Origin of the sequence: Marinobacter alexandrii, assembly GCF_005871205.1 — a bacterium.
Taxonomy (GTDB): Bacteria; Pseudomonadota; Gammaproteobacteria; order Pseudomonadales; family Oleiphilaceae; genus Marinobacter; species Marinobacter alexandrii.
On the sequence record NZ_SWKM01000011.1, the window covers coordinates 1,300,608 to 1,320,959 of the forward strand.

Below are 20,352 nucleotides of genomic sequence, written 5' to 3' on the forward strand. Positions count from 1 at the left end.
TGAACCTCAGCGGCGTTTGCAGAAGTAAACGCTCAGCCCCTGGCCGACCAGGCTCTGAACTTCGCTGCCCAGGGCCTCGGCCTGAATCTGCCGCTGCACCGGTTGAGTCGCCAGGCTGTGGCCATCGGCATCCCGGGCTTTTACCAGTTTCCAGTCTACCTCGTTGCTTACCATGGCCATTAGCTGTCTTAGCTGAGCGCCGTCCTGCGGCAGGAACCAGCGATCGCGACAGCCGCCCAAGCTGAAGAAGTCGTCTTCCTGGGTCAGTTCCTTCCAGTTGGCATCCTGAGGATTGGCAAGCACCATGCGGCGTAACTGACGCAGCACTGTCCGCGTAGCCGGCAGCTTGTGCTCAGCAATCAGGTTGCGAATGTGGCGGTCACCGGCGGTCTGTTCGCCAATGGCAGTGTGCATATGCACCACCGCTCCGGCCAAGCTGGCGTCGCTCACCAGTGATGCCAGAGACATATCTGTCATGGCGGGTGAGGGCAGACGCCCAACTTCAATCCAGTGCACCTGATGACCGTCAGCGACAAAGCGCTGGGCAATGGACCAGGGCCAGAACACAATGTTCTCAACACCCATGTCACTGGCCATGCGAGTGCCCTTGGCGACATTGGCCAGGGATTCGTCGACCGCAATCACTTCGACATCACTGAGGTAACGTGCCAGTTCCATGGCGCGCTGGCCGGACTGGGCGCCGCACACCAGAATCCGAAGGGTATCGGGCAGGTTGTTAGTGGCAATACCCAATTCCGATGCCATTACATTCTTCAGGCTGCTCTCGGCGCGGAAGGCTAATTGTGACCAGGCCGGCCAGGCTTGGGGTACGTCCACCTTGTCCATGCAGAGTTCTTCGGCTTTTTCATCGAAGTTCTGCTTGATGGCCTCTTCGTTGGCCCGATCGTAATAGCTGGCGGCCATCACCGGCTGAAGCGCCAGCGGCCAGTCGGTCAGGCTCCACTGCCCGAGCTGAACAGCAAAACGCTGATGAAACAGTGCACCGTACATACCGCTGATGATCAGGGAGCCGATCATTCCGTCCTGCGACTCGCCCATCATTAGCTGGGCTTGAATACTTTCGTTGATCGTGGCAATCAGGCGCTCTTCGTCCTCTTCAGCGGCCAGGGCGTAACCGGTGCGGTCGGCATACTGGCCAATGGCCAAGGCCAGTTGCTGCAGTTCGTCACGCAGGTCCACCGTTTGTGCCACTTCCGCAATGATAGCGCGGCGTAGCATGACCACCAGATTCTCAACGGCCGGGTTCGGCATCAGCGTCTTCTGTAGGCCAAGAATCAACAGCTCATCTTCGCTAGCGGCACCCAGGAAGATCTCGGCATTGGGGTTATCCAGATCGTATTGTTGGTGCACGATGGCAGCTACAAATCGGCCCAGTTCCTGATGAGGCAGTCCATCCCGGCCGAGCAGGGCAATGGCATCCCGCGCAAGTTCACCGTCAGCACGCTCCACCTGAAGGTGTTGCGCGCAACTCAACATGCCGCTGTAGATTGAATCCCAGTTCGCGCCGGTTTCCAGCAGTTTGCGATAGTGTAGGTAGGCTACGTCGAACTGGCCTTGCAGGCGTTTGGCATGCGCGACCCCGCAGAAAGCGGCGGCGGATTGCCGGTCGCAGTCCAGTGCCTCCAGGAAATGCTGCTCGGCCAGCGCCGGGCGTTCGGATTTCAGAGCCCAGTACCCCAGGTTGGCGTGCTGCTGGGCTTGCCCAGGCTGAGCCTGCAGGCTGGCACTGAACAGATGATGAGCTTCGTCGAGATGCCCTTCATCCAGTTCAATCCGTCCCAGAAGGCCAAGAGCACCGGCGTTTTCAGGTTCGAGCTGGAAGGCATCTGCCAGGTAATCACGGCATTCCTGTCTGGCCCGGAGGCGCTGAATATGGTTCAGCCCGTTGCTGTTGGATTCTCCGTAGGCCAGGTTGGCCTGAAGTAGGAGCCGAGCCGCCTGCGCCCGATCGGAGCCAGGATTCTGAACGTGATGCTGTGATTGCATGGGACACCTCAACCTATTAATTGAACACCATTAACCCTGAAGTAGCTGAAGCACCTGCTGGGGGCGAGCGTTGGCCTGAGCCAGAACCGATAGGCCGGCCTGTTGCAGTACCTGGGTACGGGCAAGGTTTGCGGATTCGGCCGCAAAGTCGGCGTCCTGGATTCTGGAACGGGCCGCGGTCAGGTTCTCAGCGGTTGTGCCAAGGTTTGCAATCGTGGTTTCAAAGCGATTCTGGATGGCGCCTAAATCCGCTCGTACGCTGTTAATAGATTGCAGTGCGGAATCCATGGCGAGCAGAGCTTTATTTGCCCCCGAGATGGTCGAGATATCGACTGTGGCCACATTCTGTGTGTCGTCGACATTCAGGAGTGCCTGGTTGAAGCCGATGATGTCGCCACCGCCACTGATGGTGACGTTATCCAGAGACTGTAGGGTGACCTCGCCGCGATAGAGAAAGCTGTTAGATACAGTTGCGTCCGTGTCAGCTGTCTGGGTGAAGCCATCCTGGAACAGCGAGGTAATGCTTGATACATCGCCTGCGAGTTCATTGTTTGCTGTATTTCCCTCGGTAATCGACATGGTTTCGTCAATGTCGATGTTCCTGCCATCGTCAGCGCGAAGTACGAGCTCGCCGGATGTGTCGATTTCTGCGCGTACTCCGGTCTTACTGCTGAATTCATTGATGGCCGCTTCAGCATCTGCAAGGGAGATTGAATCGCCTGTGTCTAGTGTGGTCTCGAGAACTTTTACGCCATTGATGTCGAGGCTGTAAGTAGCTGTGTCGCCCTCCGCAGCCGGGTCGGTAAAGGTAGCGAGGGAGGCATTGCCGGTGCCAATGCCGGCGAAACTTTTTTCGGTTTCAGCAAGGGCGCTCACGCCATCCAGGGCACTGCCGTTAATGGCGGCGGCCTTAGCGTAGGCACTGTCAGCCTCCTGTCCTGCGAGAGTGCCCGCAAAACGGGTCGAATCGGCTACCACGGTTCCATTAATGATGACGGAGGTTCCCGTGGCTGCGCTGCTCACACCGCTGAAGTCAGTTATACCGGTTTGGGCGGCACCGTTAGTTCCGCCCGTGGCTGTTCCCAGAGTTTCGGCGCCGGTGCGAGCGACTTGACCGGCCACGTCGACAACTGAGCCAATCTGGTTAGCTTTGGTGCCATCAATCGATACGCCAATCGTCTGGTTAGCATTGGCACCGACCTGGAACTGCTGGGTGGTATAGCTGCCATCGAGAATTCGCAATCCGTTGAACTCGGTTTCCGAGGCAATGCGGTCAATCTCTTCAATCAGCTGGGACACTTCCGCCTGGAGTGCCTTCCTGTCCGAACCAGAGTTCGTGGCGTTGGCGGACTGTACGGCAAGCTCTCGAATCCGTTGCAGGGCGTTAGCGGCCTCACCCAAGGCACCTTCTGCAACCTGAGACAGGGAGATGCCATCGTTGGCGTTCCGGATGGCTTGATTGAGACCCTTTACCTGGCTTGTAAAGCGTTCGGAGATCGCCAGGCCAGCCGCATCGTCCTTTGCCGAATTGATCCTCAGACCAGAGGACAGTCTCTGAAGCGTGGTGTCGGCCGAGCGCTGTGAGGTGTTCAAGTTACGTTGGGCGTTCAGTGAAGCGACGTTTGTATTGATTACTTGTGGCATTTCTTTTCTCCCTGCTCCCAGGTGCCGGTGGCCAGACGCCGTGATGCTTGAGCGCGTGGTCGGCAAAATATCGTTTGATTACCGTTTGGAGTGAGCAAAGCGAACGCTGTGCCAGTTTTCAAGAAATGACGTTAAGTTTCTGATAAAAATAGATATATTGCCGTGCCTTTGAGGATGTGTTGATAGCGTTTTGTCATGTAAATGGCGGTCATAACGGTAAGTCATTGCCGCTTTTACATTCTTTTACAAAGTTTTTTTAAGTTTTTTCTCAAGGAAGGAATTGACGTGCCGTTAAGCATTGCATCAGGGCGGTGCTACCAACAGACGATTAGGCGCCGGACCTTTTTCACAAAGAAACGACACTAGTCGAAAGGGGAAGCAATATGGCTCTCGGTATTAACACGAACGTCGCGTCACTGTCTGCTCAGAACCAGTTGGGCAACTCCCAGAAGCTGAATGACCAGGCGCTTGAGCGTCTGTCCTCCGGCCTCCGTATTAACTCAGCCAAGGACGACGCCGCGGGCCTCGCGATCTCTACCCGTTTTCAGGCTCAGATCAGTGGCCTGAACGTTGCTCAGCGTAACGCTAACGACGGTATCTCTCTGGCGCAGACCGCAGAGGGTTCTCTGGGTGAAATCACCAACAACCTGCAGCGTATTCGTGAGCTTTCTGTTCAGTCTGCTAACTCCACCAACAGTGCTTCTGACCGTGAGGCTCTCCAGGAAGAAGTTAGCCAGTTGGTGAGTGAAATTGAGCGTACCGCTACAACAGCTCAGTTCAACGGCTTGAACCTGCTGGACGGCTCTTTCACTTCGCAGCAGTTCCAGGTTGGTGCCAATGCTAACCAAATCATCAATGTTAGTGTTGGTGGGGCGCGTTCTACCCAGATCGGCTCCATTGTCAACGAAACTGGCACCAATACTGTTTCTACAGTCGTTGGCGGCGCGGTAGGTGGCACCGCCCGGGCAAGCGCAGATGCTTATGATGGAGTTAGTGCCACCGCTTCGACCGGTGGGAACGTCACTATCAACGGCACCAACATTGTTTCGTCGGCTGGTTTTACTGGTCAAACATCCAGAGGTGAGACTGACGATAGCGCCTTCGCTAAGGCGAGTGCGATCAACGCCAGTGGCGCTGGTGTGACAGCAGTTGCGAGCAACACGCAAACCATCGCGCTTGGCGGCGCTAACGCTGTCGCTGCAACGTTCACCGCAACGGGTGATTCCGCTAGCTACACATTAAATATCAATGGAACCGATGTGTTGGCCTCAACGCTTAGTTTCGATAGCGGTGTGTCAACAATTAGTGCGTCGGATGTAGTGAACGCGGTGAACGCGGCTCAGTCTGATACAGGGGTTACTGCCTCATTCGATACGGCTACCAATGAGATTATTTTCACGAATGCAAGTGGCGGTAATATAAACGTTACCGAAACTTATGATGAGACCGAAGCAACTGCCGGTAACGTTAGCGCCAATACTGTTTTGGCTACTGGTGAAACTGGTGACGCTACTCTCGCAGCCACCTATCGTGGTGATATCACCCTTCAGTCATCTGAAACCGTAAACATCACCGCTGGCGCTGCTATCGTTGGTATGGACGCCGCCGCTCAGAACGTTTTGACAGTCGACGCTTCCCAGTCCGTTGCAACTGTTGATATCTCGACTGTTTCGGGCGCGAACAATGCGATCCTGGCTATCGATGCCGCACTGGACAGCATCAACGGTTCGCGCGCGCAATTGGGTGCGGTACAGAGCCGGTTTGAGTCTACGATCTCCAACCTGGCGACAACGTCTGAGAACCTGAGCGCTGCAAACAGTCGGATTCTGGACGCAGACTTCGCGGCAGAAACCGCCAAGCTGTCCAAGTCTCAGGTACTTCAGCAGGCTGGCATCTCGGTTCTGGCGCAGGCTAACGCCCGCCCACAGCAGGTTCTGTCCCTCCTGCAGTAAGGGGATAGCGGTAACATCCGGAGCCTTCGGGCTCCGGTTTACGCCGTTTAAGGATAGTGAGGTGAGCTATGAATGACGTTAACCTGATTGGCCCGGATCTGAAGCTGGTTCGCACCAGTGCGCAAGCTCCGGCACGGGCACTTTCGTCATCTCAGGCCGAGGGCAGGAATGCCTCCGACCTAGCTACTCCATCAACAGGGAAAGGCGCTGATGGTCGGGCGGTTTCTCAGGCTCAGGAGGTTTCCAAAGCTGAAAGGCTTCAGAACCGGAATGAGAGCCAAAGAGAAGAGCTGGATGATGCGGTGTCGCAACTGAATGACTTCGTTCAGAACGTGCAGAGAGATCTGCAGTTTGAAGTTGATAACGAGCGCGGTGCAACGATTGTCCGTGTGGTGGATCAGCAGACCCAGGAAGTGATTCGGCAGATTCCCGATGAAGTAGCTTTGAGGTTGGCAGAAAAATTGCAGCAGGATGAACCGCTGACGCTCCTCAACATAGAAGTGTAAAAGCTCAAGCTTAAGCGCTAACGTTGAAAGCGTGTATTCGGCACCGCCTTACCTGATGGTTTGGCGGTGTTTTGCGTTCAGTTAGACGTACACTTTGTTACAAAAATGGCCGAGTCTGAGGCAAAGTTTTGCCGCTCCCGGCCGTTAAGCTCATCAATGAAGCGAGCGCCTTCCTGAGGAGGCAATGTTATGGCAGGTATATCATCGCTAGGTATTGGATCCGGGGTTCTGAGCTCAGACCTTGTCGATCAGCTCGTGGCTGCAGAGCGCAAGCCCACAGAAAGCCGGCTGGAATTCAATACCCAACGTACCGAGGCTCTCTTGTCCGCCTACGGCACATTGCGCAGCGCTATCACTGAATTACGCTTGCCAATGCGTCAGCTGAGCGCTCCTGACAACATGACGGCGTTCTCCGCCAGTTCCTCCAATGACGACGTCGCAGTGACTCTGGACGATAGTAAGGCCAGTCGTGGCTCCTATACCGTCCAGGTAGATAGTCTCGCCCAGGCGCAGTCGCTGGCTTCCGGCACCTTTTCAGACAAAGATACCACCGGTATTGGCACCGGCTCCCTCACGCTGCAAGTTGGTGACGAATCCAAGGTTTTGACCATCGATGGAACCAACAACACCCTTCAAGGCCTGGCCAACGAGATTAACGATGCCGGAATAGGCGTAACGGCGGGTGTTATTGATACCGGTTCTGGTTTCCGCCTGGTGATGTCGGCTGAAGAAACTGGTACCGCCAATGCGGTAACGATTACCGCATCCGACGATGATGGCAACAATACCGATACCGCTGGCCTGTCGCGGTTCGTGTTTGACGGAACAACCAATAATTTGACGGAGACCATTGTAGCCAAGGACGCGGTGGTGCAAGTCAATGGCATTCAGATAACCCGCCCGACCAACAATATTGAAAATGTCATTGACGGCCTGAGCTTCGAGTTGAAGGCCGAAGGCGTGACTTCAAACGTCAAAGTCGAACAGGATTTCGGAGCCGTTGCCGACCGGGTGCAAGGGTTTGTAGATAAGTTCAATAGCCTGCAGTCGGTGATCAAGGGGCTTTCAGGGTTCAATGCCGAGACTGGCCAAGGCGCTTTGCTTACTGGCGACAGTACTGTTCGTGGTATCCAGAATCAGCTTCGGAACATCCTGACCCGGGTAGTGCCTGGTCTTGAGAATGCTTCAGTCCGCAGTTTGGCCGATGCTGGAATTACCACCGATTTCGAAACAGGTAATCTGGAGCTTGATCGCACCAAGCTTGAAGAACAGCTTAAAAACAATCCGGATGATGTGACCGCTCTGTTTGCTGAACAGGGGCGGGCCTCAGACGCTCAGGTTGAGTTTGTTCGAAGCGGGATTAGCACAGAGCCCGGAACGTACGGCATCAACGTCACACAGGCAGCCACTCGTGGTTCCGTCTCGGGCAATGCGGTCCTGGCGGACAATGTTACCATCGATAGCACAAATGATGAGTTGACGCTGTTTGTTGATGAAGAAACCAGCGTGTCACTGAAGCTGGATGCCGGCACTTATGCCACCGCGCAGGATTTGGCGGATCAGGTTCAGAGTCAGATCAACGCAAGCTCTGCCCTGAGCGCGGCTGGTGGTTCGGTGCAGGTGTCACTGAACGGAAGCGGCCAACTTACATTTACTTCCAGTAAGTATGGTAGCGAATCGAACGTAAGTGTTACTTCAGTTGAAAGTGGTGCTGCCCTTGGTTTGACGGTAGCTACTGGAACCGCTGGGGTGGATGTCGAAGGGACCATTGATGGCCGTGCCGCCGAGGGCGACGGGCAAGTCTTGTTCCTTGGCAGTGGAAACGGAAACGCCTCTGGCCTCCAGGTGAAAATTACCGGCGACCAGATTGGTAGTCGGGGCAATATCCAGTTTATTGAGGGTATCGCAGAGCGGACTGTTGATCTGGTAACCAACATTGTTGGTGCAGATGGTGCGTTAGAATCCCGGACAGAAGGTTTGAATAAGGAGCTTGAGCGAATTCAGGCTGAGCAGGTGAAGTTGGATGAGCGTATCGCTTCTTATCGCGAGCGTTTGGTGTCCCAGTTCAGTGCTGCTGATTCTCTGATTTCCCGGCTCAACAGTACTCGGGAGTATGTGAGCCAGCAGCTGGCTGCGCTCGCTCCCCAGAACAACCGTGATAACTGATCCGGTAAGACCGGAACCTGAAGCAAGAGGCAACCTATGAACGGTTTACAGGCATATCAGCGCGTAAACACCCAGACCAGCATCACCGATGCTGATCCGCACAAGCTTATCCAGTTGCTGTATAACGGCGCGCTTGAGCGGATCAATATGGCAAAAGCTCGCATGCAGGCGAAGGACTTCGAAGGCAAGGGTAAGCTGATCACCAAGGCCATTGAAATAATTGGCGGCCTTCGCGGTTTCCTGGACTTCGATAAAGGTGGAGACCTGGCTGAGCGCCTGGCTGGCCTTTATGAGTACATGGAGCGCACTCTGTTCGAGGCGAACGCCAAGAATGATCCAGCAAAACTGGATGAAGTCGCTGAGTTGCTGCGCTCAATCAAGGAAGGTTGGGACGGCATTCGTGAGGAAGCTGTAGGCCAATAGCCATTACCGCCATCGTCCCGTACAATACGTGCCTTATTTTCGATACATCCAAACTGTTCAGTCTGGAGCAAGGGCATGTCTGATATTAAGAAGGTGGTGCTGGCCTATTCCGGTGGCCTGGATACTTCCGTCATCGTTCGGTGGTTGCAGGACACTTACAACTGTGAGGTGGTGACTTTCACCGCCGACATCGGCCAAGGTGAGGAAGTGGAACCGGCGCGGGCGAAAGCCGAAGCGCTGGGAGTGAAGGAAATCTACATCGAGGACCTGCGTGAAGAGTTTGTGCGCGATTACGTGTTCCCGATGTTCCGCGCGAACACCATCTACGAAGGGGAGTACCTGCTGGGTACCTCCATCGCCCGTCCGTTGATCTCTCGTCGTTTGATTGAAATCGCCAACGAGACCGGTGCCGATGCCATCTCCCACGGTGCGACCGGCAAAGGCAACGACCAGGTCCGCTTCGAGCTGGGTGCCTACGCACTGAAGCCTGGCGTAAAAGTGATTGCACCCTGGCGCGAGTGGGATCTGAACTCCCGCGAAAAGCTGCTGACCTACTGCGATGAGCGCAACATTCCGGTGGAGAAGAAGAAGGGCAAGTCTCCTTACTCCATGGATGCCAACCTGCTGCACATCTCCTATGAAGGCATGAACCTGGAAGATCCCTGGGCCGAGGCCGAGGAAGATATGTGGCGCTGGAGCGTTTCTCCGGAAGCCGCTCCGGATAAGCCGACTTACGTTGAGCTGACTTACAGCAAGGGCGACATCGTTGCCATCGACGGCCAGGAAATGAAGCCTCACGTGGTGCTGGAAACCCTGAACAAGGTGGCGGGTGACAACGGCATTGGTCGTCTGGACATCGTTGAGAACCGTTACGTGGGCATGAAGTCCCGTGGCTGTTACGAAACGCCGGGCGGTACCATCATGCTGCGCGCCCATCGCGCCATTGAGTCAATCACGCTGGACCGCGAAGTGGCCCATCTGAAAGACAGCATCATGCCGCGCTACGCCGAGGTGATTTACAACGGCTACTGGTGGTCCCCTGAGCGCGAGGCGCTGCAGGCGCTGATCGACCAGACCCAGACCTACGTGAACGGCACCGTGCGCCTCAAGCTCTACAAGGGCAATGTTGAGGTTGTTGGCCGGAAGTCGGATGACTCGCTGTTCGACGAGAAGATCGCCACCTTCGAAGAAGATCAGGGTGCGTACGATCAGAAAGATGCGGAAGGCTTCATCAAGCTGAACGCGCTGCGTCTGCGCATTGCGGCAGGCAAAGGCCGCAAGCTCTGACTTTCGCCTTTAGTTAGCCTTTGGACGCCCGGAACTCTCCGGGCGTCTTTCCTTTGATTGCCTTGAATTTCCGGTGAAACGATGTGGTTTCACTGAACCCCAGCCGTAACGCAATATCCGGAATCGCCAACTCGCTGTTGAGCAGATAGTCCTCGGCCATGGTCTGCCGAACCTCATCCAGTAATTTCTGATACGACACGCCTTCCTGGCTCAGCCTGCGTTGCAGGGTCCGGCTGTTCATATCGAGCTCGTCCGCTACCACATCCTGCCTTGTGACTCCCTGCATCAGCTGTTGCTGAATGCTGTGCTTTACCTGTGAGGCCAGATCGCTCTTAGTGTCGGTGTTGGTTTCGAGCGATGCCAGCTGGGTGAGAGCATGCGCCTCCAGAGTTTTACGCAGCATAGGGTCGGGCTGGCGCAGCCGCGTGTTCAGCAGTTCCTTGCGGAAGGTCAGACTGTCTTCATCGGCAGAGAAGTGCACGGGGCAGTTCCAGCGTGACTGGTACGCCTGCTCCAGCTCCTTACCCGGCGATGGCCGTTTCAGTTGCACCAGGGTGGGCGCGGCGGCCTCGTCATCGGCCAACCAGCGGGCGTAATTAACCCAGGATGAGAATACGTTATCCACCAGGTGGGGCCGTACTGCGGGGTTGTCGTAGTTGCAGTGCCACAGCAGCTTGATGTTGTCGCCGGCCATGGCAAGGCGGGTGGTGCCCATATCGCCCACCAGCTTTTCGTAAGGCGCGATGCGGGCCACGGCTTCGCCCAGGGTGGCGCAGCTCATGGTGATGTAACCCAGCACGCTGTAGGAGCCTGGTTGCACGAAATCGCCGGTTTCCAAGCCGAGAATCCGGTTTCCGGTCTGTTCGGCCAGCTGCTGGATAAATACCTGGAATTGCTCGCCGTCGATCCGGCCATCATCGCTGTCCAGAATGGCGGCATTCAGTCCGGCTTTGGTGAACAGCGGTGCGGTATCAACGCCGGCAGATTCGGCGGCGCGAACATACTGGCGAAGTGCGGCAACGGAGGTGGTTCCGAGGGATTTCATGGTTACAACACAGTTTCTTGGAGTATTTGTTGCCGAGAGTATAACGGATCTGTGCCGTTAGAACTTCGGCGGCAAGAAGCATTCGCGGTAACAACCTGGTGCAGCAGCAGCGGGAGCAGGGCTGTGGGGCTAAAAACAAAAAGGCCAGCTAATAAGCTGGCCCAAAGATAAGGAAAGAACGAAAGTGCCTGAAAAATTCGTTAATCCGGTGGATCTCTGTCAGTAAGCTGGCCCATATGGCGGCGGAGGTACTGCACGGCTCCTCCGCCATGGGGGATACTGCTTAAATCCACAATCTCAGAATAGGGCTTTCGCTTATCAGTGTCTGTGGGTGATGTGTGTCGCACTGTTACGGAGTGTTTGCAAACCCACCAGCCGCGTATCAGGCCCCGGTTTCCATTTCCGGCACTGTTTCGGTGAATCGACGGGTTTCATAGGCGTCCACCAGGCCCTGAACGGCGGTGCGCTCTACATCCTGTACCAATGGCGTGCCGTGCTCGGCGTCTGCCTTACACAGCACCATGCCCGCTTCCAGCGAGATATAGCCGGCGGTAGTTTTCAGGGCCTTGTGGTTGATGCCATCAAACACCCGCCGAAACGCGGTGATCGTGCAGTGATCGCTGTTCGGGAAGTGGGCAATGACAGCGTACTGGTTATCACCAACCCGGCACAGAGAATCAATAGGACGCACCAGGGTAGTCAGGCGCCGTGCGATGCCCACCGCCAGTTCGCTCATCACCGAGGGCGAGTGCTTGCGCTTGAGGTCTTGCCAGTTGCGAATACCGCATAACACATAGGCGCAGGCGCCGCCGCGGGATTCGGCATGGCGCAGAATTTTTGCCAGGCGATCACGACTGTACAGGTTATTGCCCAGGCCAGTTTCCAGATCAATGACGTTGGTGGCTTCCAGTTCGCGGTTGTTCTCCACCAGCAGAGCATTGGCTTTGAGCAAGGTATTCTGCCGATCCGCCATGCGGTCTGCCGCAAAGATCCTGGGGATCAATTGCTTGGTCATGTCGGATTTGTAGATGAAGTCGTCCACGCCCCGGTCGAAGGCTTCCGACAGTGCGGCAATGCTTTCGCGGGCGGTCAGCAGAATCACATAGGTGTAGTGATTACTCTGCTCATCCTGTTGCCTAACCTGGTCGGTGAGCTGCAAGCCATCCATCTCGGGCATCAACCAGTCGGCAATCAGTACGCTGACGGGGCGCTGCTCAATGAGTTCCAGCGCGGCGGAGGCGTTATTGACGATGCGTACGTCGCGATATCCGGCATTTCGCAGCGTTCGGCCAACCACCATACTGCTGAATTTGGCGTCGTCAACGACGAGGATGGGTAAGTCCAGGTTTGGCATTGTTATCGACTTCTCATCAGCCCATGGTCAGATGCGTCGCCCCATGCCGGGTGCGGTCCGGCGTGGGTCTTGGTATGCTTTGGCACCTTGAACATCCGGGAATAAATTTAGGCCACAGTATAACCTCAGTGGCTGCTGGAGAATAACGACCATGCCTTCTTTTGACATAGTTTCTGAAATTGATCTGCACGAAGTCACTAACGCGGTGGACCAGGCCAAGAAAGACCTGGCCACCCGCTGGGATTTCAAGAACGTGGAAGCGAATATCGAGCGCGATGAAAAAGGCATTACCATCAGCGCCGAACAGGAGTTCCAGCTGGAACAGCTGATGGACATGCTGCGAATGGCCTTTGCCAAGCGCAAAATTGACGCCCGCGCCCTGTCCGAAGACGGCGAGAGCAAAGCCGGCAAGCTGGTAAAACAGCACCTGTTGCTGAAGCAGGGCATTGAGACCGACATGGCGAAAAAGATCGTGAAAATGATCAAGGACGCCAAGCTGAAAGTACAAGCCAGCATCCAGGGCGACAAAGTCCGGGTGACCGGCAAGAAGCGGGATGACCTCCAGGCCGCGATGGCGATGCTGCGCGAGGCTGAGCTGGATATCCCGCTGCAATTCAACAACTTTCGCGACTGAGTCGGAGGTTTCACCATCTTCTCCAGCGACCGCCGCGCCCTAATCCGGGAAGCGATTTACACCTACACGCGATGGCAGGTTGTTGCCCTGCTGTTTCTCGGGTTCTCGGCGGGGCTGCCGTTCCTGCTGGTGTTTTCCACCCTCAACGCCCGGCTCGCGAACGTAGGAGTGGAAACCGCCACCATCGGTTTCTTTAGCTGGCTGGGGCTTACTTATTCCATCAAGGTGCTTTGGGCTCCAGTGGTGGATCGGCTAAAATTACCGATCCTGGACCACCTGTTTGGCAAGCGGCGAAGCTGGATTTTGCTTGCCCAGGCTGGGATTGCGACGGGCCTTTATTTCATGGCTACAGTTGATCCGCTGTCAGCGACTGAAACACTTGCGTTGTTCGGGCTATTAGTGGCTTTCTCCTCTGCTACGCAGGACGTTGCGATCGATGCCTACCGGATTGAAATAGCGGAAGAGAGACTGCAAGCCGCATTGGCGGCAACGTATATTTTTGGCTATCGGGTAGCATTGTTGGTTGCCGGTGGCGGCGCTCTTGTGCTCTCCGCAAGTATGTCGTGGGAGGCCGTCTATCTGATCATGGCGACCCTGGTCGGTGTGGGCGCGGTAACGGTACTAGTCATCAAAGAGCCTCAGGTAAATCATTTTGCTGCAGCTCAAGATATTGCCCTTAAAATTGAAAAACATGCTTCGAGTCGTTCACATCTTCCACAGCCAGTTGCGAGATTCCTAGGCTGGTTCTACGCCGCGGTAGCCGGACCTTTTCAAGATTTTTTACAACGCTACAAAGAGTTAGCGGTAGCTATTTTGATTTTGGTAGCGGTCTACCGAATTTCAGATATCGCGATGGGCGTAATGGCGAATCCCTTCTATTTAAGTTTTATGGGTTTCACTACCGCTGAAGTCGGCTATGTCACTAAGATCTTCGGTTTTTTTATGACTATCGTCGGATCGTTAGTGGGTGGCGTTCTAGTAATGCAATACGGTGTAAGAAAAATTTTGCTAGCCGGAGCCATTATGACGGCGGCTACTAACCTTCTGTTCGTTTTGCTCGCTCAATACCCTCCGGACGTGGTCACGCTGGCAGTTGTGGTCAGTGCAGACAACCTCAGTGGCGGTATGGCTAATGTCGCCCTGATTGCTTGGCTTTCCAGTATGACCAGTGCTTCATTCACCGCCACCCAGTACGCATTATTTAGCTCGCTAATGACTCTGCCGGGCAAATTTCTCGGTGGTTTCTCGGGTATCGTGGTGGCAGATTTCGGTTATGCTGAGTTTTTCACTATCTCAGCCATAATGGGTGTCCCAGCAATTATTCTTGTGCTGTTTCTGATGAGCCGAGGTGATCGGCTGGACGCACTGGCACCACGAAAGGCCGAGACAGTTGAGCCAGACTCAGAACCGGCTCTGAAGGAGTCCTGACCCATGGAGCCAACCAAGGATCAGAAAATCTGGCAGGTGGTTCTGAGCATTCCGAAAGGTAAGGTGGCCAGCTACGGACAAGTCGCCGACATGGCCGGCCTCGGCCGGCAAGCCAGGTATATCGGACGGGCGTTAGGAAAACTCCCAGCAGGACATTCCGTGCCCTGGTACCGAGTAATCCGCAGCAACGGACAGATCGCCTTCCCGGAAGGCTCGTCGACGTTCATAAAGCAAAAAGCGCTGCTAGAGCAAGACGGCATTGAAGTAAAAAACGGCAAGATCAACCTACGCCAATACCAATGGCAGCCCTAGTGTTTACTCGTTATCAGTAGGCTAATTTTCAAAGTTCAATCGGTCAGGGGGCGGGGTGTCTTTTCTGCCGGAAAAAAGATGTCTGAGCGAAGCGAGTTCGTTTTCCAGAAGAAAAGACACCCCGCCCCCTGACCAGCCCCCAAAACCTAAAGGCTACAGCCGCAAAGCCCCATCAACCTCAATCATCCGCCCCGACATATAATCATTCTCAAAAATAAACGCCGCCGCCGAAGCAATCTCCTCCGGCTTGCCCATCCGCTTCAGCGGAATCCCGGCCGTCATCTTCTCTAACGCCTCCGGCTTCATCGACGCCGTCATCTCCGTCTCAATAAAGCCCGGCGCAATCCCCATGCAGCGAATGCCATAACGCGCCAGCTCCTTCGCCCACACCGGCACCAAAGCAGCTACGCCGGCTTTTGCCGCCGAATAATTACTCTGCCCCATGTTGCCGGCCCGGGAAATCGAAGCAATATTAATGATCACACCCTGGTCGCCATTCTTGATCATCTGGGTAGATGCTTCCCGACCACACAGGAAAACCCCGGTCAGATTCACATCAATCACCGCCTGCCACTGAGCAAGCTCCATGCGCTTCTCAATCTGGCCGTCCTTACCCTTCACCATCAGGCCGTCCCGGAGGATGCCAGCGTTATTAATGAGTCCATTCAACCGGCCGAAGTCTCCCACGATGCCCTCGAACGTGTGAGCAACGTCCTCTTCTTTCGCCACATTACAGACGTAGGTCTTGGCATCGCCGCCGGCCCGCTTGCAGGCCTCGGCTGCTTCGGCCAGTTTCTCCGGCATCAAATCAATTAGCGCGAGCCGCGCACCCTTGGCCGCCAGATATTCTGCCATGGCACGGCCAAGCCCCTGGCCGCCGCCGGTAATTGCAATCACGGAATCTTGAAGTTTCATGTTTTGCCCTAATCAACAAAGTCAGGTGGTGTTGCGTGTGCTGAGTGCGCGGAGTATACCAGACCTTCTAAAACCCACTTCAGACCCTGAGGTTCTGATGTCCGTGTTCCTTTTTCTTTTTATCGTTATGCCAGTGGCCGAAATGGCTGTGCTCATCAAAGTGGGCGGGGTTATCGGTGTGCTGAATACCATCGGGCTGGTGTTGCTGACTGCGGTCATTGGTGCCTGGCTGCTTCGGCAGCAGGGCCTGGCCACCTTGCTGAAGGCCAACCAGCGCCTGAACAGCGGTGAGCTACCCGCGAAAGAAGTCGCCGAAGGGCTGATCCTGGCGGTCGGCGGAGCGTTGTTACTGACCCCCGGCTTTATCACCGACACCATCGGTTTCCTGTGCCTTCTCCCGGGCTCTCGTCACTGGCTGGCGTCCCAGGCCCTGAAGCGCATGGTGGTTTCCGGCCAGAGCCGGGGCTTTCATTTCCGAGCGGGGGGAGGCACCGGTCCTTTCGGTCAGGATCCCTTTGGTGGCGCCGGTGAAAACCCCTTCGGCAGGCAGCGTCCGTTTGATCGTGACAGCGAGGGCAACATCATCGAAGGCGAGTATCAGGACCAGACCGAAACCGACCATGATCGCATCGAAAAAAAGTGAAAAATTTTGAGGGTGAGGTGTTGAAAACCCCTACGCCAACCCCACATAAGTTCCACAAGTTCGCCGCAGGCTGATAACGGCTGGAAAACAGCAAGTTAGGCAGCCGGGCAATTTGGCCGGATGATGCTTTGCAAGTCCGACCTTTTTAACAGCAAATGTCATTGCCACATTAATCTGACTATTGGAGAAGCCGAGCAATGAAAATTCGTCCGCTACACGATCGTGTTGTCGTGCGCCGTAAGGAAGAAGAAGAGAAAACAGCAGGTGGCATCGTGCTGCCTGGTAACGCCAAAGAGAAGCCTTCCCAGGGCGAAGTGGTTGCCGTTGGCAACGGTCGCATCCTGGATAATGGTGAAACGCGCGCGCTGGCGGTAAAGGTGGGTGACACCGTAGTTTTCGGCCAGTATGCCGGGAACACCGTAAAGGTCGATGACGAAGAGCTGCTCATCATGAGCGAGAACGACATTTACGGCGTGCTTGAGTGATCGCTTAGGCGACTCGCACGAACCCTCATTAATCCGATTTATTCAGTAACTTCGGTTTAACGAACAGGAATAGAAGACATGGCAGCAAAAGACGTTAAATTCGGTGATAATGCTCGCAAGCGCATGGTCGCAGGCGTCAACGTACTGGCAGACGCGGTTAAAGTGACCTTGGGCCCGAAAGGCCGTAACGTGGTTCTGGAAAAATCCTTCGGCGCGCCGACCATCACCAAAGACGGTGTGTCTGTGGCGAAAGAAATCGAACTGCATGACAAGTTCGAGAACATGGGCGCTCAGATGGTCAAGGAAGTTGCTTCCCAGGCCAATGACACCGCCGGTGACGGCACCACCACCGCAACCGTTCTGGCCCAGGCCATTGTTAACGAGGGCGTGAAGGCAGTCACTGCCGGCATGAACCCGATGGACCTGAAGCGTGGTATCGACAAGGCCACCGTTGAAGCGGTGAAAGCGATCCGTGATATGGCCAAGCCATGTGACGACAGCCGTAACATCGCCCAAGTAGGTACCATCTCTGCCAACGGTGACGAGACCATCGGTAAGCTGATTGCCGACGCCATGGAGCGCGTAGGTAAAGAAGGCGTTATTACCGTTGAAGAAGGCCGTGGCCTGGAAGACGAGCTGGACGTGGTTGAAGGCATGCAGTTTGACCGTGGTTTCCTGTCTCCGTACTTCATCAACAACCAGGACAACATGTCCGCCGAGCTGGATGACCCGTACATCCTGCTGGTCGACAAGAAGATCTCCAACATCCGCGAACTGCTGCCGGTGCTGGAATCTGTCGCCAAGGCTGGCAAGCCGCTGATGATCATCGCCGAAGATATCGAAGGCGAAGCGCTGGCTACCCTGGTGGTGAACAACATGCGTGGCATTGTGAAAGTCGCCGCCGTTAAGGCGCCTGGCTTTGGTGACCGTCGCAAAGAGATGCTGCAGGATATCGCCATTCTGACCGGCGGTACTGTGATCTCTGAAGAAGTGGGTCTGACCCTGGAAAACACTTCCCTGGATGATCTGGGCACCGCCAAGCGTGTCAACATCACCAAGGAAAACACTACCATCATCGGCGGTGTGGGTGCCCAGGCGGATATCGAAGCTCGCGTTGAGCAGATCCGCAAGCAGATCGAAGACAGCTCCTCTGATTACGACAAAGAGAAGCTGCAAGAGCGTGTTGCCAAGCTGGCTGGCGGCGTTGCCGTCATCAAGGTGGGCGCAGGCTCTGAAGTAGAAATGAAAGAGAAGAAGGCCCGCGTTGAAGACGCACTGCACTCCACCCGCGCTGCGGTTGAAGAAGGCATTGTTGCCGGCGGTGGCGTTACCCTGATCCGTGCTATCGCAGCGCTGGAGAAAGTGGACGCGATCAACGAAGAGCAGAAAGCTGGCGTGAACATCCTGCGTCGCGCTATGGAAGCTCCGCTGCGTCAGATCGTGTACAACGCCGGTGGCGAGTCCTCCGTGGTTGTGGCCAAGGTTCGTGAAGGCGAAGGCTCTTACGGCTACAACGCCTCTACCGAGCAGTACGGCGATATGCTGGAAATGGGTATCCTGGATCCCGCCAAGGTAACCCGTTCCGCACTGCAGGCAGCCGCTTCTGTTGCGTCTCTGATCATCACCACTGAGGCGATGGTTGCAGACGAGCCACAGGAAGAAGGCGCCGGCGGTGGTATGCCGGACATGGGTGGAATGGGCGGAATGGGAGGCATGGGCGGCATGATGTAATGCCGGCCTGATCCCAGCCATGCTCGGAGCGATCCGGGCGTGGCCCGATCGACCCTGAAAACCCCGCGTCAGTTCGCACTGGCGCGGGGTTTTTGTTTTTTTCTCATGAACTTGCCTCAGGCCTTTGCTAGACTCGGCTACCGATTAATTGTCTGTGTGTACCCGAATGAGCGACGCTGAATCCAAAACCTTTCTTCGCCCTGGCAAGCTGGTCCTGTTGGGCTTGCTGGCGTTGGTGGTGTATGCGATCGCTTTACTGTTCTGGGTGCCGGCAGGATGGGTATGGCAGCAGGCATCCAGCCAGGTTTCCCTGCCCCAGCAGGTGGAGATCCGGCAGGTGTCCGGACGGATTTGGGACGGTGCCGCCGGATTGGTGATGGCGGGTTACCCATTGCGCGTGGACTGGCAACTGGGCTGGCCCTCACTGACCGAGCTGTCACTTCCGGTCGACCTTTCTATTGCCTCATCCCAATCTGAAATTGAAGGCGATGTCACCGTCGCCTGGCCCCAACGGGCCGAAATCAATGCCAATGGCCAGGTAGTAGTCAGCGAATTTAAAGACCTGATTCGTCGCAGTGGCGGCGCCATGATCGAGGGTAATGTCTCCATCGATCAGTTTAATCTGGTATGGGAAGACAATCGCATCACCCTGGCTGAAGGACTTGGCCGGTGGGCCGGTGGCCAAGTTTCCTGGCCGATGGGTAATCGGACCGGCCAGGCCCGGTTCCCGCCCATGCAGGCCGAGCTTGATACCACTCAGGGCGGCGTTGCCCTCACAGTGGCGGAGCAGGGCGGTGATGGTCCGGCGGCCGATGCGCAAATCCTGTGGAACGGCATGATGGAACTCCGGGTCTATAAGCGCATGGTGGACCTGGCAGGTCAGCCCTGGTCAGATTCCGCAAGCCCTGGCGATGTGGTGTTCCGGGTCCGGCAGCCGTTGCTGCCAGGAGCGCGCTGATATGCCTGCGATGAACGCACAGACCCAAAGCCGATTGTCCCGAGCACTGGCTAACCTGTTGTTGGTGGGGCTGGTGATCTATCTCGGAATAGCGCTGGCCAAGGTGACCTGGTTGGCGGCCTGGGACGACAGACCAGTGCCGGTTGCGCCGGTCGCCGCTAGCGGCAATGCTGCGGACGGCTCGGGGTTGTCGTTCCCCATGGCCAGTTTCGAATTTTTTGGCCGGCCGCCAACGCAGGAGGGAGTCGCTGAAGTGGTCAAACGATCAGCGCCTGAGACCGGCCTGCGGCTGCGGCTTGAGGGCGTGCTTGTGGGACAGCGCCCGGAAGACTCCGGTGCTATAGTTGCAGGAAGTAACGGAGAAACGTCGTACTTTCGGGTCGGCGACATGCTGCCGGGCAATGCCGAGCTGGCGGAAGTGGAGCCGAGCCGCATCCTGATTCGCCGGGGCGGTCGCTACGAATCACTGACGTTCGAGGAATCCGAATCCGGCGGGCTGGTTGCAGAAGCCATGGAACCGCCGATAGCATCGTCGCCGGATGCCTTTCTGGAAAGTGCCCGGGCACAGTTGGACAGCCAGGGCATAGCAGCGCTTAATGCCTATGGCCTGAGCCCGGTGGATGACAGTGGAGCGTCTGGATATGTTTACAACGGTTCCAATGCCATGCTCAATGCCGTTAACCTTCAGGCCGGCGATGTGATTACCGCCATCAACGGCCAGCGTCTGGGCGACATAGAACAGGACAAATCCCTGCTTGAGAGCTGGCGCGGCCAGGCTCAGGTGGATATAGAAATCGAGCGTGACGGATCCATCCTCACCATCAGTTATGCCATACCCGAGCAGTGGCGCTGACCGGGTTCA

18 protein-coding genes are annotated in these 20,352 nt (G+C 56.0%); 13 read left to right on the top strand and 5 right to left on the bottom strand.

From position 1 onward, the window contains the following. Window positions 1–6: 6 nt before the first annotated feature. Window positions 7–2,007, bottom strand: a complete 2,001-nt coding sequence (locus tag FCS96_RS06405) for a hypothetical protein (protein ID WP_138439365.1) — start codon at window positions 2,005–2,007, stop codon at window positions 7–9. A gap of 30 nt (window positions 2,008–2,037) precedes the next feature. Continuing rightward, window positions 2,038–3,651: a flagellin N-terminal helical domain-containing protein gene (locus FCS96_RS06410; protein ID WP_138439366.1), complete on the bottom strand. Its 1,614-nt coding sequence runs from the start codon at window positions 3,649–3,651 to the stop codon at window positions 2,038–2,040. 383 nt (window positions 3,652–4,034) lie between these two features. Between FCS96_RS06410 and FCS96_RS06415 the strand changes: the two genes are divergently transcribed. The 5 genes from FCS96_RS06415 (at window position 4,035) to FCS96_RS06435 (ending at window position 9,985) form a co-directional block, all read left to right on the top strand. Then, on the top strand, window positions 4,035–5,603 hold the full coding sequence (locus FCS96_RS06415; protein ID WP_138439367.1) for a flagellin N-terminal helical domain-containing protein: 1,569 nt from the start codon (window positions 4,035–4,037) through the stop codon (window positions 5,601–5,603). Window positions 5,604–5,671: 68 nt separating this feature from the next. After that, window positions 5,672–6,109 carry a flagellar protein FlaG gene (locus FCS96_RS06420; RefSeq protein WP_138439368.1) on the top strand — a complete coding sequence of 146 codons (438 nt, stop codon included), beginning with the start codon at window positions 5,672–5,674 and terminating at the stop codon, window positions 6,107–6,109. 189 nt (window positions 6,110–6,298) lie between these two features. Further along, complete coding sequence (fliD, locus tag FCS96_RS06425) at window positions 6,299–8,275, top strand: flagellar filament capping protein FliD (RefSeq protein WP_138439369.1); 1,977 nt, start codon at window positions 6,299–6,301, stop codon at window positions 8,273–8,275. Between the two features lie 36 nt (window positions 8,276–8,311). Next, on the top strand, window positions 8,312–8,698 hold the full coding sequence (fliS, locus tag FCS96_RS06430) for a flagellar export chaperone FliS (protein ID WP_138439370.1): 387 nt from the start codon (window positions 8,312–8,314) through the stop codon (window positions 8,696–8,698). Window positions 8,699–8,773: 75 nt separating this feature from the next. After that, the gene (locus FCS96_RS06435; RefSeq protein WP_138439371.1) at window positions 8,774–9,985 is read left to right on the top strand and encodes an argininosuccinate synthase; all 1,212 of its coding nucleotides are present in this window, start codon (window positions 8,774–8,776) and stop codon (window positions 9,983–9,985) included. Between the two features lie 13 nt (window positions 9,986–9,998). On the opposite strand, the gene FCS96_RS06440 is transcribed toward FCS96_RS06435, so the two are convergent. Both FCS96_RS06440 and FCS96_RS06445 read right to left on the bottom strand, forming a co-directional pair. Further along, window positions 9,999–11,030, bottom strand: a complete 1,032-nt coding sequence (locus tag FCS96_RS06440; protein WP_138439372.1) for an AraC family transcriptional regulator — start codon at window positions 11,028–11,030, stop codon at window positions 9,999–10,001. Window positions 11,031–11,412: 382 nt separating this feature from the next. Further along, window positions 11,413–12,384, bottom strand: coding sequence for a response regulator (locus FCS96_RS06445; protein WP_138439373.1), 972 nt, complete (start codon window positions 12,382–12,384; stop codon window positions 11,413–11,415). A 151-nt stretch (window positions 12,385–12,535) separates the two neighbouring features. Between FCS96_RS06445 and FCS96_RS06450 the strand changes: the two genes are divergently transcribed. Genes FCS96_RS06450 through FCS96_RS06460 form a run of 3 tightly spaced genes read left to right on the top strand, consistent with a single transcriptional unit; the run spans window position 12,536 to window position 14,758 of the window. Next, complete coding sequence (locus FCS96_RS06450; protein ID WP_138439374.1) at window positions 12,536–13,018, top strand: YajQ family cyclic di-GMP-binding protein; 483 nt, start codon at window positions 12,536–12,538, stop codon at window positions 13,016–13,018. Window positions 13,019–13,060: 42 nt separating this feature from the next. Then, window positions 13,061–14,446, top strand: a complete 1,386-nt coding sequence (locus tag FCS96_RS06455; RefSeq protein ID WP_431190872.1) for an AmpG family muropeptide MFS transporter — start codon at window positions 13,061–13,063, stop codon at window positions 14,444–14,446. Window positions 14,447–14,449: 3 nt separating this feature from the next. Continuing rightward, window positions 14,450–14,758, top strand: a complete 309-nt coding sequence (locus FCS96_RS06460; RefSeq protein ID WP_138439376.1) for an MGMT family protein — start codon at window positions 14,450–14,452, stop codon at window positions 14,756–14,758. Window positions 14,759–14,911: 153 nt separating this feature from the next. Here the strand turns inward: FCS96_RS06460 and FCS96_RS06465 are convergent, their stop codons facing one another. Then, the gene (locus FCS96_RS06465; protein ID WP_138439377.1) at window positions 14,912–15,673 is read right to left on the bottom strand and encodes an SDR family oxidoreductase; all 762 of its coding nucleotides are present in this window, start codon (window positions 15,671–15,673) and stop codon (window positions 14,912–14,914) included. A 97-nt stretch (window positions 15,674–15,770) separates the two neighbouring features. On the opposite strand from FCS96_RS06465, the gene FCS96_RS06470 reads away from it, so the two are divergent. The 5 genes from FCS96_RS06470 (at window position 15,771) to FCS96_RS06490 (ending at window position 20,343) form a co-directional block, all read left to right on the top strand. Then, on the top strand, window positions 15,771–16,316 hold the full coding sequence (locus tag FCS96_RS06470; RefSeq protein WP_138439378.1) for an FxsA family protein: 546 nt from the start codon (window positions 15,771–15,773) through the stop codon (window positions 16,314–16,316). A gap of 197 nt (window positions 16,317–16,513) precedes the next feature. After that, a complete protein-coding gene (gene groES, locus FCS96_RS06475; protein WP_138439379.1) occupies window positions 16,514–16,801 on the top strand; it encodes a co-chaperone GroES in 288 nt (95 codons plus the stop codon). 78 nt (window positions 16,802–16,879) lie between these two features. Continuing rightward, the gene (groL, locus tag FCS96_RS06480; protein ID WP_138439382.1) at window positions 16,880–18,532 is read left to right on the top strand and encodes a chaperonin GroEL; all 1,653 of its coding nucleotides are present in this window, start codon (window positions 16,880–16,882) and stop codon (window positions 18,530–18,532) included. 166 nt (window positions 18,533–18,698) lie between these two features. Beyond that, window positions 18,699–19,490 carry a type II secretion system protein N gene (gene gspN, locus FCS96_RS06485; protein ID WP_138439383.1) on the top strand — a complete coding sequence of 264 codons (792 nt, stop codon included), beginning with the start codon at window positions 18,699–18,701 and terminating at the stop codon, window positions 19,488–19,490. A 1-nt stretch (window position 19,491) separates the two neighbouring features. After that, a complete protein-coding gene (locus tag FCS96_RS06490; protein WP_138439385.1) occupies window positions 19,492–20,343 on the top strand; it encodes a type II secretion system protein N in 852 nt (283 codons plus the stop codon). The last annotated feature ends 9 nt before the right edge of the window (window positions 20,344–20,352 follow it).

Bases quoted from the DNA above. Each gene is read 5' to 3' on its own strand.
- FCS96_RS06445 (WP_138439373.1), bottom strand. From the start codon at position 12,384: ATGCCAAACCTGGACTTACCCATCCTCGTCGTTGACGACGCCAAATTC.
- FCS96_RS06440 (WP_138439372.1), bottom strand. From the start codon at position 11,030: ATGAAATCCCTCGGAACCACCTCCGTTGCCGCACTTCGCCAGTATGTT.
- FCS96_RS06405 (WP_138439365.1), bottom strand. From the start codon at position 2,007: ATGCAATCACAGCATCACGTTCAGAATCCTGGCTCCGATCGGGCGCAG.
- FCS96_RS06490 (WP_138439385.1), top strand. From the start codon at position 19,492: ATGCCTGCGATGAACGCACAGACCCAAAGCCGATTGTCCCGAGCACTG.
- FCS96_RS06465 (WP_138439377.1), bottom strand. From the start codon at position 15,673: ATGAAACTTCAAGATTCCGTGATTGCAATTACCGGCGGCGGCCAGGGG.
- FCS96_RS06470 (WP_138439378.1), top strand. From the start codon at position 15,771: ATGTCCGTGTTCCTTTTTCTTTTTATCGTTATGCCAGTGGCCGAAATG.
- FCS96_RS06450 (WP_138439374.1), top strand. From the start codon at position 12,536: ATGCCTTCTTTTGACATAGTTTCTGAAATTGATCTGCACGAAGTCACT.
- groES (WP_138439379.1), top strand. From the start codon at position 16,514: ATGAAAATTCGTCCGCTACACGATCGTGTTGTCGTGCGCCGTAAGGAA.
- FCS96_RS06410 (WP_138439366.1), bottom strand. From the start codon at position 3,651: ATGCCACAAGTAATCAATACAAACGTCGCTTCACTGAACGCCCAACGT.
- groL (WP_138439382.1), top strand. From the start codon at position 16,880: ATGGCAGCAAAAGACGTTAAATTCGGTGATAATGCTCGCAAGCGCATG.
- FCS96_RS06435 (WP_138439371.1), top strand. From the start codon at position 8,774: ATGTCTGATATTAAGAAGGTGGTGCTGGCCTATTCCGGTGGCCTGGAT.
- fliD (WP_138439369.1), top strand. From the start codon at position 6,299: ATGGCAGGTATATCATCGCTAGGTATTGGATCCGGGGTTCTGAGCTCA.
- fliS (WP_138439370.1), top strand. From the start codon at position 8,312: ATGAACGGTTTACAGGCATATCAGCGCGTAAACACCCAGACCAGCATC.
- FCS96_RS06460 (WP_138439376.1), top strand. From the start codon at position 14,450: ATGGAGCCAACCAAGGATCAGAAAATCTGGCAGGTGGTTCTGAGCATT.
- FCS96_RS06415 (WP_138439367.1), top strand. From the start codon at position 4,035: ATGGCTCTCGGTATTAACACGAACGTCGCGTCACTGTCTGCTCAGAAC.
- FCS96_RS06420 (WP_138439368.1), top strand. From the start codon at position 5,672: ATGAATGACGTTAACCTGATTGGCCCGGATCTGAAGCTGGTTCGCACC.
- gspN (WP_138439383.1), top strand. From the start codon at position 18,699: ATGAGCGACGCTGAATCCAAAACCTTTCTTCGCCCTGGCAAGCTGGTC.